Below are 12730 nucleotides of genomic sequence, written 5' to 3'. Positions count from 1 at the left end.
CCACGCGGCCGATGGTGGCGACCCGCGTCGCCCGGCTCCGCCGCGCTAGCGATCGCCACGCGGCCGATGGTGGCGACCCGCTTCGCCCGGCTCCGCCGCGCTAGCGATCGCCACGTCGCGCGGGATGCCGGCCAGCTTGTCGGCGAACTTCGCCTCCGCGGCCGCGCGCAACCGCAGCAGGTGCTCGGAGGGAAACAGATCCGGCGCTGGCGCGCGGTCTTTCAGCAACAGGCGCGCCAGCGTCACCTTGTGCACTTCCGTCGGGCCGTCGGCAAGCCCCAGCACGAACGACTCCACCAGGTACTGCACGAACGGCATCTCGTGAGTGGTGCCCAGCGATCCGTGCAGTTGCAGCGCTCGCGCCGACACGTCGTGCAGCACCTTCTGCATCATCGCCTTGACCGCCGAGATGTCGGCCCGCACGGCTTTGTAGTCGTTGAATTGGTCGATCTTCCAAGCTGTTTGCAAGGTCAGCAGTCGGAAGGCCTCGATCTCCATCCACGAGTCGGCGACCATCTCCTGGACGAGTTGCTTGTTCGCCAGCACCTCGCCCTGGGTGTAACGCGACACCGCCCGCTCGCAGATCATGTCGTAGATGCGGCGGACCAGCCCGACGGTGCGCATCGCGTGGTGAATCCGGCCGCCGCCCAGACGAGTTTGCGCGACGACGAACGCGCCGCCGCGCGGGCCCAGCATGTGATCGACGGGCACGCGGACGTTTTCGTAGCGGACATAGCCCTCACGCCCGCCGCCCACCGGCTGGTAGCCCAGCCCGACGTCGCGCAGCACGTTGATTCCGGGGGTGTCGCCGGGGACGACGAACATCGAGTAGCGCTGATACGGCGGCGCGTCCGGATCGGTCATCGCCATCACGATCAGGAACGACGCCATCGAGGCGAACGACGAGAACCACTTCTCCCCGTTGATGATCCAGTGATCGCCGTCCGGCACCGCGGTCGTGCGGAAGACCTTCGGGTCGGCGCCGCCCTGCGGTTCGGTCATCGAGAAGCAGGACACGATGCGGTTGTCGAGCAACGGCTCGAGATAGCGCGCCTTGAGCTCCGGCGTGCCGTAGTGCGCCAGGATCTCGCTGTTGCCGGAATCGGGGGCCTGCGAACCGAACACGATCGGCGCGCATTCCGAGCGGCCCAGGATCTCGTTGAGCAGCGCGAGTTTCACCTGACCAAAGCCGGGGCCGCCCAGGTGCGGCCCGAGGTGGGTTGCCCACAGGCCCCGCTCTTTGACGATGTCTTGCAACGGTGGAATGAGCGCCTGGCGCACCGGGTCGCCCAGGTCATGGGATTCCTTGACGATCAGGTCGATCGGTTCGCACTCCTCCCGCACGAAGTCCTGGACCCAATCGAGTTGCCGTGCCCACTCGGGATCGGTGGAGAAGTCCCACGACATTTATCGTCCCCCTCGGTTGCTTTGTGCCACCACGCCCGCTTGAACCAGCTCGGTGATTTCTTGTGCGTCCAACCCGAGTTCGGCGAGCAGCGCGCGCGTGTGGTCACCGGGTAGCGACGGCGGTGTGGGGGTGGTCGGCGGCGTCCGGGAGAACCGGGGCGCCGGCGCGGGTTGGGTCACGCCGTCGACATTGATGAACGTTTGCCGCGCGGCGAGGTGCGGGTGCCGTGGGGCCTCGGCCAGCGAAAGCACCGGTGTCGCACAACATCCCGGACTATCGAGGAGCAGCTGCCACTGCTGCGTCGACTTCTCGGCGAAGCGGGCGGCCAGGACGGCGCGGTGGGCGGCCCATGCGGCCGGCGCGTCGTCGTCGTGCGGCACGTCCACGCCGAGGCGATCGCACAGCTCCGCGTAGAACTTGGGCTCCATGGCGCCGACGGCGAAGTGGCCACCGTCGGCCGTGGCGTACACGCCGTAGAAGTGGGCGGCCCCGTCGAGCAGATTGTCGTGGCGCCGGTCGCGCCAGGTGCCGGCGGGAACCATCCCGAAATACGGCGTCAATAGCGTGGCGACCCCGTCGACCATGGCGACGTCGAGCACCTGACCCGCACCGGATTGACGGGCCTCGAGGATGGCGCTGAGCAGGCCCACCGCCAACAGCATGCCGCCGCCGCCGTAGTCGCCGACCAGATTCAACGGCGGCACTGGGGATTCGGCGGTGCCGATGCCGTGCAGGGCGCCCGCCACGGCGATGTAGTTGATGTCATGACCGGCGTGCCCGGCCAGGGGCCCATCCTGCCCGTAGCCGGTCATCCGGGCGTAGACCAGGCGAGGGTTGCGCTCGCGCAGCTCGTCCGGACCGATGCCCAGTCGTTCGGCCACCCCGGGCCGGTACACGTCGACGAAGGCATCCGCGTCGGCGATCAGGCGATCAACCAGCTCCCTGCCGCGGGGATCCTTCACGTCGGCGGCCAGCGACCGCTGGCTGCGGCGCACCGTGTAATCGATGGGGAGGGGGCCGTCCACGGCGGGCAGGCCATCGATGCGGATAACGTCGGCGCCCAAGTCGCCCAATAACATCCCGCAGAACGGGGCGGGGCCCAAACCGCCCATCATGACGATGCGCACGCCGCGCAGCGGGCCCGTCACGACGACCATTTCTTGCGACGCTGGGCCGCCTCGTCCGTGGCGTGCGAGATGACCTGGTTGCGGTTCTCCAGCTCCAGCGCCGCCGAGAGGCTGGCGGCGTCGGTGTTGACCTGCAGCGCACGCTTGGTCAGTTGCGCGCCCAGCGGGGAATGGCTCGCGACGAGCGCGGCCAATTCGGCGGCCCGCTCCACCAACCGATCCGGTTGGACCACCTCGCTGACCAGGCCGCGCCGGTCGGCTTCGGTGGCCGAGACGGTGCGCCCGGTGAGCATCCAGTCGGCGGTCACACTGGTGCCGACGATGCGCGGCAGGTGATAGCTCATGCCCATCTCGGCACCGGAGAGGCCGAGCAGGATGGCGGCGTTGCCGAACGACGCGGTCTGCGAACAGATCCGGATGTCGGCGGCCAGGCACAGCGCGAATCCGGCCCCGACACACGGGCCGTTGACGGCGGCGATGACGGGTTGCGGCAACGCACGGACGGCTTCGGCCAGGGCGGCCATCCGCTCCTGGAAGCGCATCCGGTCCAGCGCGGGCGCGGTGGCGTCCAGCATCGAAGGGCCGAAATCGCGCACGTCGATCCCGGCGCAGAACCCGCGGCCGGCGCCGGTGAGCACCACGGCGTGCACGGTGCGGTCGGTGGCCAAATCGGCGAGCGTCTGGCGTAATTCGGCCTGCATCGCCTCATTGATGGCGTTGAGTTGCTTGGGGCGGTTCAGGCGCAGCAGTGCGACCGCCGGACTCGGCCGCTGCAGCTCCAGGGTTTGCGGCACGGTCACACCCGCTCGATGATGGTCGCGGTGCCCATCCCGCCGCCCGTGCACATGGTCACCAGACCCGTTGTCAGATCCCGCCGTTCGAGCTCATCGAGGAGGGTACCGAGGAGCATCGCCCCGGTGGCGCCGATGGGGTGACCGAGGGCGATCGCGCCGCCGTTGACGTTGACCACTTCGGGGTCGATGTCGAGGTCGCGCATCGTCTTGAGCGGGACTGCGGCGAAGGCCTCGTTGATCTCCCAGAGGTCGATGTCGTCGACCGCCATGCCGGCGCGCTCCAGGCAGCGCTGGGCCGCCGGCCCGGGCGCGGTGAGCATGATGATCGGTTCGCTACCGATCGCCGCCGCGGCGCGAATCTGTGCCCGCGGGGTGACCCCCGCGGCGTGCATCCAGGTGGAGGACGCGACCAGCACCGCGGCGGCCCCGTCGACCACCCCGGACGAATTGCCCGCGTGGTGGACGTGATCGACGTGGTCGATGCCTGCGTAGCGCTCAATGCAGATTTCGTCGAACGTCTGCTGCTCGCCGTGGGCACAGGTGTCGCCCATCGCGGCGAAGGCGGGCTTGAGCCGGGCCAACGTCTCGGTCGTGGTGCCGGGGCGCGGGTGTTCGTCGCGCTCGAACGGCCCGTTGGGTGTGGGCACGTCGACGAGCGAACGCAGGAACCGGCCCTCGTCGATCGCCGCGGCGGCGCGCTCCTGGCTCTGCGCGGCGTAGGCGTCGACAGTTTCGCGGGTGAACCCCTCCAGGGTGGCTATCAGGTCGGCCGAGATCCCTTGGGGCACGGTGGGATAGCGTGCCCGGAAGGCGAGATTTTGGCCGTCGATCGTCGGGGCACCCACGGTGACGCCCCACCGGGACATCGATTCGACTCCGCCGGCGATCACCAGGTCCTCGTTGCCCGCGGCGATGGACGACGCGGCGACGGTGACCGCTTGCTGGCCGGAACCGCAGAACCGGTTCAGTGTCATCCCCGGCACAGTCTCGGGCCAACCGGCGAGGAGAACCGCAAGGCGCGCGATGTCGTCGCCGTGGTCGCCGCCGAGGATGCCGTTGCCCGCGATCACGTCGTCGACGTCGGCCGGCTCGAAGCCAATGCGCTCGGCGAGCGCGGTAAGGCAACGCGCGAACAGGGCCTGCGGGTGGACGGCGTGCAGGCCACCGTCGGGGCGGCCCCGGCCGCGGGGCGTGCGCACCGCGTCGAGAATCCAGGCGTCGATGACGGACTCCGATCGTGGGGAGAAAGCTGACGGTTCACCGGTATCGTAAATCGTCTCTCGCCTGTGGAGAACTACCTTCTCCAAATTGGCGAATCGATTCTCGTTCCGGCGCCGTGTCGGGCCGCTGCGGCCCCGGTCAGGACGTGAGGTCCAGCGCGGCGCCGATCAATGCCAGGTGGCTCAGCCCCTGGGGCAGGTTGCCCATGAACGCGCGGTCGTCGGTGTCGATCATTTCGGGCAGGACGCCGACGTCGTTGGTCAGTTCGACCAGCTCGTCCATCAGCTCGCGGGCCTCGGCCCGCCTCCGACATGATGCAGGGCGGACACCGCCCAGAAGGAGCACGCGACGAAGGCGCCCTCCCGCTCGTCCTCGCGAGCGCCGCTGAACCGGAAAAGCAGTGGCCCGCAGCCCAACTCGTGCCGCAGCGCGTCGATGGTGGCGGACATGCGCGGGCCGCGGTCGAAGCCGCTCCCGGCGTGCAGCAGGATCGAGGCATCGAGCTTACCGCTGCCGGGGTACCACTCGTAGCTGCCCAGCTCGTCGGACCAGCATCGCCGCCGCACCCAATCGGCGATCCGATCGGCCTCGCCGGCCCATCGGCCGGGATCGCCCGGAATCTGGCCCAGCTCAGCCAGGTACACCGCGCACCGCAACGCCTGCCAGCAGCCGAGTTTCGACGTGGTGTAGTGCTCGGTGCGCCGCAGCTCCCACATGCCGGCGTCCCGATGCCGCCAGGCGTCGCATGCCCGGTCCGCAAAACCGGCGAGCAGGTGGCCCGTTTCGGTGTCCAGCACGTGACCGCTGTCGACGTAGAGCCGCACCGTGTCGAAGAGGTCGGCGAAGATGCTGAGCTGCAATTGACCGTCGGCCCGGTTCCCGGTGACGACCGGGCCGATGCCGCGCCAGCCCGGGACTTCATAGTGGGTCACCGGGGGTGGGGACGAACCGTCGAGGCCATAAAACACGCCCACGTCGGGGCCGTGCCTGCGGACCGTCCGCAGCAGCCAGCTGACCGCGGCGTGGGTCTCTTCGCGTATTCCGAAGCGGCGCAACGCGCTCAGCGTGTACGCGGTGTCGCGTACCCAGGCGAAGCGGTAGTCCCAGTTCTTGCCGCCCGAAAGCCGCTCCGGCAGTGAGGTGGTCGCGGCCGCGGCGATGGCACCCGTCGGGCTGAAGATGAGCAGCTTCAGCAGCAGCACGCTGCGGCGCACGGCCTCGGCCCAGGCTTCGGGGCACTCGAACTGTCCCGACCAGTTCCCCCAGAACGCGATCGTTTTGTCCAGCCCGTCGTCGATGTCGGCGGCCGACGACAACATCAGCGGTTCGCACTCGGAGGCCACGATGCCGATCAGCCGGCGCTCGCCAGCGGCGGCGACGAACGCGCCGGAGGCCGTCTGGTCGGTCCAGTCCACGTCGACGTTTCCCGACACGCAGACGCCGAGGTTGAGCGTTCCCGCCCGCAGCACCGGCCCGTGCGGGGTGCGGCGAGCCCACGGCGACGTCGTGTTGAAGCAGGTACCGGGCGCGACACGCCACCGCATCGGCACTTCACCGTCGAGGCCTTCGACGCGGCGCGCCAATTCGGTCCAGGGCAACCGCCCACCGAATCCGATGTTGAGCGCATCGGTGACGCGTACCCGCCCGGCCTCGGTGATGAAAGTCGTTTCCAGCACGTTGGTTTTCGGGAGGTAGCGCCGTTCGGTTCGAAACGGCACCGTCGGCATGAGGTCCAGGCGCCCGCCGTTCGGCCGGTCGACGAGCGCAGCGAACACCGGGACGGAGTCCAGGTCCGGAATCGGAAACCAGTCGATGGCGCCGTCCTCGGCGACCAGCGCGACGGTTCGGCCGTCACCGATGGGCGCATAGCTGCGCAGCCCTGCGAAACCGTCTGTCCGGCACGGCGATTCCGTAGCCGAGGAGGTTTCGGGGTCAAGCTCCGGCGCCGGGCACACGGGCGAATGGATTCCCGGCGCCGCAGCGGATAAACAGCGAAAGCGCTGCATAACGCGGCGCGCAGCGGGTAGCCCGCCGCCATGACCAAGATCGGATACTTCCTGTCCTGCGAGCAGTACAGCCCCAAGGAACTCATCGACCAGGCCAAGCGGGCCGAGGCGGCCGGGTTCGACGCGCTGTGGATTTCGGATCATTTCCATCCCTGGAACGACGAGCAGGGCCAGAGCCCCTTCGTGTGGGGCGTGATCGGAGCGCTCTCCGAGGTGACATCGCTGCCGGTCAGCACCGCCGTGACGTGCCCGACCATCCGGACCCATCCGGCGATCATCGCCCAGGCGTCCGCGACGGCCGCCGTGCAGCTCGATGGCCGCTTCGTGCTGGGGGTGGGCAGCGGCGAGGCGCTGAACGAACACATCCTGGGTGACCGCTGGCCGTCGGTGGGTGTGCGGCAGGAAATGCTGGAGGAGGCGGTCGACGTCATCCGCCTGCTGCACCGCGGCGACGAGGTGAGCCACCACGGCAAGCACTACGAGGTGCAGGAGGCCCGCATCTACACCCGGCCGGACCAGCCGGTGCCCATCTACGTGTCCGGCTTCGGGCCGCAGGGCGCCGAGCTGGCCGGGCGCATCGGCGACGGCTACGTCCTGGTGATGCCGGAGGCCGACCTGGTCAAGACGTTCCGCGAGTCCGGCGGCGGCGACAAGCCGGTGCAGGGCGGCATCAAGGTCTGCTGGGACAACGACGCCGACGCGGCGCTGAAGGTGGCGCAGCGGTTATGGGGTAACGACGCGCTGCCGGGGCAATCGGCCCAAACCCTGCCGCGGCCCAAGGATTTCGCCGCCCTGATGTCGCTCGTGACACCGGACCAGGTCGCCAAAGCCGTCACGTGCGGCCCGGATGCCGACACGCATGTCGCGAAGGTGCGCGAGTATATCGACGCCGACATCGACGAGGTGTACGTGCAGCAGATCGGCCCGGACATGGACGGGTTCTTCTCGGCGTGGGAACGCGACGTGCTGCCCCAGGTTCGCGGCTGAGCGTCGCCTTTTCGATCCTCGCCTCAGCCTTCGAATGCCGGACCGTCGAAGCGGTCACGCGTGATGAATTCCGCGATCGGGCGGCGGCGCAGTTTGGTCAGCTGGCGCACCGGTTTGCCCAGGGGCACAACCGCGGCGACCGCGTGCCAGTCGGGAATGCCCAGCAAACGGCGAACCTGGTCCTCGGCCGCGATGGCCATGGTGGTGATGGTGCCGCCGTACCCCTCGGCGCGGGCGGCCAGCAGAATGTTCCAGATCAGCGGGTACACCGACGCACCGCCGGCCAGGCCGACACGGTTCAGGTCCTGATCGACCGAGGCTACGACGGTCAGGTCGACCGAAACCACAAGGACCACAGGCGCTTTCGCGATCGGCGCGACGAAACTGTCGGGAACGTCGGTCCGGTCGATGACGTCCTGCGGCACGCCACTGGGATAGATTGAATTCCAGGGGTTTTCACCGGCCTGCAGCTGGGCGACGTAGCGGCGGGCCGCACCCTTGCCCAGCTCGGCGAGCCGGTGCCGGACCTCTTCGTCGCGCACCACGGTGATGTGGGCGCCCTGCCGGTTGCCGCCGCTCGGCGCGAACCGGGCGTTGCCGAAAACGCGCGCCAGCACCTCGTCGGGCATCGGGTCATCGGTGAATTCTCGCGCCGCGAACGTCGTTCGCATCACGTCGTAGAGCTCCATGGGCCCCTCAGGCGCTCGCGGGGGAGCGGCGCTCCAGGCGGAACGTGCGCTCGAACCCGGCCGGCCGCGTGGTCAGGGTGACTTCCACCGCGCCGCTGGGGGCGATGACGTAGCGCTCCTCGACGTCCGGTCCGTCCCGCCACCGGCCGACCGGCTGACACCCCAGGTCGTCGCGATCATGCAGCGCCGGGTCGAAGGGGAAGAGCACCGGGTCGTAAGGCGTCACGTCGCCGTCGGGCCGGCCGTTGACCAGGCGGCTGCACTCCACGAACCGGAAATGGCCGATGTTGTGCGCCGCCCGGTAGGACCGCTTCACCACCAGCGGGGTGTGCCCGTCCGCTGGCAGGGAGACGTCCTTGCACACGATCGGGTCGAAGACGACGCCGGCACCGGCTTCGGCCTCGCGAAAGACCCCGAAGTTGCGCGAAAAGCGTTCGGACAGCGCGAAATCGGACTCCTTGTCGAGAAAGACCGCCAGACCGATCGCGGTGGCCGCGAAGGGATGCGGCGAGCGTTTGACCCGCTTGTCGCCAAAGGTGGTGCGCAGCATCCGGGAAACGAGCGGGAAGCTGCCGGCGCCGCCTACGACGTAGATGCCGGCGACCTCCGACCACGTCACGTCCTTGCCGCCGTCGGCCGGATTGTGCAGCACGCGGTCGAGCAACTTCATCGTCTTGTCGACGAGCGGCGCGCACACCGAATAGATGTCGTCGACGGGGCAGGAGAACGGCGGCCGGTCCGCCCCGCCGACCCCGGTGAGGTCGACCAGGAAGCGCCGCGTCTGTGGTCCCACGGCCTCCTTGCGGGCGGCGCACTCCTCCCGCAGCAGGTCGCGGCCCGCCGCGTCCACGCCCGACAGCTTCGACCGTTGAAGGACCAGTTCGACGATCGCGTCGTCGAAGTCGTCGCCGCCGAGGCGCTGAATGCCCTCGCTGATGACGACCTCGTTTGAGTGCCCGGTCATCTTGAGCAACGAGGCGTCGAAGGTGCCCCCGCCCAAGTCGTAGATGAGGACGTACTCCCGCTTGGCGGTGATGGTGGAGCGGTAGCGGTGCGCGTATTCCAGGCTGGCGGCCGACGGCTCGTTGAGCAGCGCGACGACGTGGAAGCCCGCCGCCACGAACGCGTCCAGTGTCAGCAAGCGCTGGGCGCTCGAGGCGTTGGCCGGCACGCTGATCGCGGCTTCGATGGATTCCCCCGCGGTGAGTCCGGCGTTGGAGCGACGCAAGAGGTCGCTCTTCAGCTGGGCCAGAAATCCGGTGAGCAGATCGGCCAGGCGATGGCTGCGGCCGGCCAGGCTCACCACGGTCTGGGGTCCGGCCTCGTTGAGCAGGCGTTTGAACGACCGCAGCACCGACCAGCCCGGCTCGTGCCGGACCGCGGCGGCGTCCGCGCCGAACCGCAGCTGCCCGGCGGCGTTGCCCGCGACGATCGAGGGCCACGCGTCGAGGCCGTCAAACGAGACGACGGGATAGTTGCCTCGGTCGACGGCCGCGACGACGGTGTGGGTGGTGCCAAAGTCGATGCCGACTCTCATCGCGCAATTTTAGGACCGCGCCGCGGACTTTGGGGCAACCATTTTTCGCGGCGTGCCGCCCTGAGCTCAGTCCTCGAAATGGCGTTGGTAGTCGCAGCGCTCGAGCCACCACTGCAGGTTGTAGGTCCCCGTTGCCATGAGAATCATCAGCACGGCGGAGGCGACGACGGTCAGGCCGTTCATAGTCTTTCCATTTCGCGCGCCATGAGGGCGTCTTCGAGGAATCGGTACCGTTTCGGGCAGTACCGCGGCCGTGTCCTCGACGGGTGCGGCGCGGTTGCGAATATTCGCCGCGTTATGGCGACGAGCCGCCCGCCAATGCTCTCGCGGCGGACGGCAAGCGCGGCCGCGGTGCTCAACAGCACCTGCTGCCCAGTGATCAGAACTTCGGTCGATGAAACTTCGGCCTGCAGCGCCGAGGGCTGTTGATGAGCGGCTGCGTCGACGAAAGCGTTGGTGTCGGGACGTCCCGTGACTGGAACCATCATGACGAGCACCTTCCGTTGCCGGTACCCCGGTTGACCAGGCGTTTTGCCTTATGAAGTCACCGTACGGCCAACCATGACGCCCGACATGCGTAGCGCACTACCTGTTTCGGCGGAGCCAGCCGCCGCGACGGCTTAGGTACCACTCGGCGCGGTTTCCGGCCGAGCGCACTTGTTCAGACAATCAATGCTTGCGGGCGGCGACGGTCTCAGGCGTCGATGCGGGCAGCTCGTCCCACTGCCGTTGCACCTGCCGTTCCCTGAAGGTCGCGATCAGACCTGACGGTCCGAACCGCTTCGACGGCACGGGCTCATCTTCGGTCAGCGGTCTCCCCGCGCCACGCATCGTGCCCAGCGCCACGATGACGCCGACGATCACCACGATGACGACGACCAGCGCGAACAAGATGGACAGGGTGCCCTGGATGAAGGTGTTCCTGATGACGTCGTCGAGCTGATGCGGGTTCTTGGCCGAACCGAACGATGTCTTGCCCGCGTTGCGGGCCGCGAGGTACTGGAAGTGCTGCGTCCAGTAGCCGACGTTGGGATCCCCCGAGAAGATCTTCTGCCACGACGCGGTCAGCGTGACGGCCAGATCCCACAGCAGGGGCAGCCCCGGGATCCAGGCCCACCGCAGCAGCCGCTTCTTGATGACGACGACGGTGATGACGGTCAGCGCGATCGCCGCGAGCAGCTGGTTGGCGATGCCGAACAGCGGGAAGAGTGTGTTGATCCCGCCGAGGGGATCGGTCACGCCCATCAGCAGGATGCTGCCCCAGGCGGCGGCCACCGCCAGGCTGCACAGCCAGACACCCGGGCGCCAACTCGGGTTGCGCAGCTTGGCCAGCGGACCGCCCAGATTCCCCAGCGCGTCGGACAGCATGAAACGTGCGACGCGGGTGCCGGCGTCCACGGCGGTCAGGATGAAGAGCGCCTCGAACATGATCGCGAAGTGGTACCAGAACGCCTTGAGGCCCGCCCCGCCGAAGACGCGGTTGAGCACTTCCGACATTCCGACCGCCAGCGTCGGGGCTCCGCCGGTGCGCGACACGATCGACTTCTCACCCACGCCCGCGGCGGCCTGAGTGAGTCGGTCAGCGGTCGTCGGCGTCCCCGACAAACCGAGCCCGTCGACGTAATGCGCGGCGGTGGCCGCGGTGCCGCCGGTCTGCCCGGCCGGGGCGTTGAGCGCGAAGTACAGGTGCTGGTCCAGGATCGACGCGCTGACCAACGCCATCACCGCGACGAACGACTCGGTGAGCATTCCGCCGTAGCCGATGAAGCGCATTTGGCTTTCCTTCTCCAGCAGCTTGGGCGTCGTCCCGGAAGAGATCAGCGCGTGGAAGCCCGACAGCGCGCCGCACGCGATTGTGATGAACAAGAACGGGAACAGCGCGCCGGGGAACACCGGCCCGTCGCCGCGGGCGGCGAAGACCGACACCGCGGGCGCCTGCACGACCGGGTGCGCGATGAAGATGCCGAGGGCCAGCAGGGCGATCGCGCCGACCTTCATGAACGTCGAGAGGTAATCGCGCGGCGCCAGCAGCAGCCACACCGGCAGCACCGACGCCACGAAACCGTAGCTGACGATCAGCCAGGACACCGTCACCGGTGAGAGGTTCAACCACGAAGTGCCCCAAGAGGTTTCGGCGACCCAATTGCCGGAGACCACCGCGAGCATCAGCAGCGCGAACCCGATCAGTGAGACCTCGGCGACCCGCCCGGGACGCAGGAACCGCAGATAGCACCCCATGAACAGGGCGATGGGGATGGTCATCGCGATCGAGAACACGCCCCATGGGCTCTGGGCCAGCCCGCGCACCACCACCAGCGCCAGCACCGCGATGATGATCACCATGATGACGAGGACGCCGACCAGGGCGGCGGCGCCACCGGTGACGCCGAGCTCGTCGCGGGCCATCTGGCCCAGCGAGCGGCCCCGCCGGCGGGTGGAGATCCACAGCACCAGGTAGTCCTGCACCGCGCCGGCAAACACCGCGCCGAGGATGATCCAGATGCTGCACGGCAGGTAGCCCATCTGTGTGGCCAGCACCGGGCCGACGAGGGGCCCGGCCCCGGCGATCGCGGCGAAGTGATGGCCGAACAGCACCCGGCGGTCGGTCGGCACGTAGTCGGTGCCGTCGTCGAGGACTTCGGCCGGGGTCGCGTGATCGTCGCGCGGGCCGACGATCTTCATCTCGATCAGCCGGGCATAGAACCGGAACCCGATGATGTAGGTGCAGATCGCCGCGACTACGAACCACACCGCGTTCACCGTCTCGCCCCGCGCGAACGCGATGATCGCCCACGCGACGGCACCGGCGACGGCGATGGCCGCGAAGACGGCCTTGTGCCGGAGCGTGATGGGGGAGCGGTCGACGATCGCGACGGGCGGCAGGTCTTCGTCGGTGTGGATGTAGCTGACGTCTTTGTCGTGCACTTTCACGGCCACGGGCGAAACCCTACGCGCGGGAAA

General features: G+C 68.6%; 11 protein-coding genes. 1 reads left to right on the top strand and 10 read right to left on the bottom strand.

The window, feature by feature from the left end; translation table 11 throughout:
* Positions 1-45: 45 nt before the first annotated feature.
* The 6 genes from ACEL92_RS19685 to ACEL92_RS19660 all read right to left on the bottom strand — a co-directional run bounded on the left by ACEL92_RS19685 (position 46) and on the right by ACEL92_RS19660 (position 6505).
* On the bottom strand, positions 46-1407 hold the full coding sequence (locus ACEL92_RS19685; RefSeq protein ID WP_374022352.1) for an acyl-CoA dehydrogenase family protein: 1362 nt from the start codon (positions 1405-1407) through the stop codon (positions 46-48).
* A complete protein-coding gene (locus ACEL92_RS19680; RefSeq protein ID WP_374026288.1) occupies positions 1408-2556 on the bottom strand; it encodes a CaiB/BaiF CoA transferase family protein in 1149 nt (382 codons plus the stop codon).
* Positions 2553-3335, bottom strand: a complete 783-nt coding sequence (locus ACEL92_RS19675; RefSeq protein ID WP_374022351.1) for an enoyl-CoA hydratase/isomerase family protein — start codon at positions 3333-3335, stop codon at positions 2553-2555. The genes ACEL92_RS19680 and ACEL92_RS19675 overlap by 4 nt, the downstream gene beginning before the upstream one ends.
* Positions 3332-4528 carry an acetyl-CoA C-acetyltransferase gene (locus ACEL92_RS19670; RefSeq protein ID WP_374022350.1) on the bottom strand — a complete coding sequence of 399 codons (1197 nt, stop codon included), beginning with the start codon at positions 4526-4528 and terminating at the stop codon, positions 3332-3334. Before ACEL92_RS19670 ends, ACEL92_RS19675 begins: the two co-directional genes overlap by 4 nt.
* A 160-nt stretch (positions 4529-4688) precedes the next feature.
* Positions 4689-4832: a hypothetical protein gene (locus ACEL92_RS19665; protein ID WP_374022349.1), complete on the bottom strand. Its 144-nt coding sequence runs from the start codon at positions 4830-4832 to the stop codon at positions 4689-4691.
* The gene (locus ACEL92_RS19660) at positions 4832-6505 is read right to left on the bottom strand and encodes a glycoside hydrolase family 15 protein (protein WP_374022348.1); all 1674 of its coding nucleotides are present in this window, start codon (positions 6503-6505) and stop codon (positions 4832-4834) included. The genes ACEL92_RS19665 and ACEL92_RS19660 overlap by 1 nt, the downstream gene beginning before the upstream one ends.
* Positions 6506-6586: 81 nt before the next feature.
* On the opposite strand from ACEL92_RS19660, the gene ACEL92_RS19655 reads away from it, so the two are divergent.
* A complete protein-coding gene (locus ACEL92_RS19655) occupies positions 6587-7543 on the top strand; it encodes an LLM class F420-dependent oxidoreductase (RefSeq protein WP_374022347.1) in 957 nt (318 codons plus the stop codon).
* A 23-nt stretch (positions 7544-7566) separates the two neighbouring features.
* Here the strand turns inward: ACEL92_RS19655 and ACEL92_RS19650 are convergent, their stop codons facing one another.
* The 4 genes from ACEL92_RS19650 to ACEL92_RS19635 form a co-directional block, all read right to left on the bottom strand.
* On the bottom strand, positions 7567-8232 hold the full coding sequence (locus ACEL92_RS19650; protein WP_374022346.1) for a nitroreductase family protein: 666 nt from the start codon (positions 8230-8232) through the stop codon (positions 7567-7569).
* Positions 8233-8239: 7 nt separating this feature from the next.
* Positions 8240-9769: an Hsp70 family protein gene (locus tag ACEL92_RS19645; RefSeq protein WP_374022345.1), complete on the bottom strand. Its 1530-nt coding sequence runs from the start codon at positions 9767-9769 to the stop codon at positions 8240-8242.
* A gap of 179 nt (positions 9770-9948) precedes the next feature.
* Entirely contained in the window at positions 9949-10266 is a 318-nt protein-coding gene (locus ACEL92_RS19640) for a hypothetical protein (protein WP_374022344.1), read from the bottom strand.
* Between the two features lie 172 nt (positions 10267-10438).
* Complete coding sequence (locus ACEL92_RS19635; RefSeq protein ID WP_374022343.1) at positions 10439-12706, bottom strand: carbon starvation CstA family protein; 2268 nt, start codon at positions 12704-12706, stop codon at positions 10439-10441.
* Positions 12707-12730 lie beyond the last annotated feature (24 nt).

The organism is Mycobacterium hainanense (assembly GCF_041890355.1).
GTDB classification, from domain to species: Bacteria; Actinomycetota; Actinomycetes; order Mycobacteriales; family Mycobacteriaceae; genus Mycobacterium; species Mycobacterium hainanense.
The sequence above is the reverse complement of the archived record's forward strand: the minus strand, read 5'-3'. Positions and strand labels throughout refer to the sequence as shown.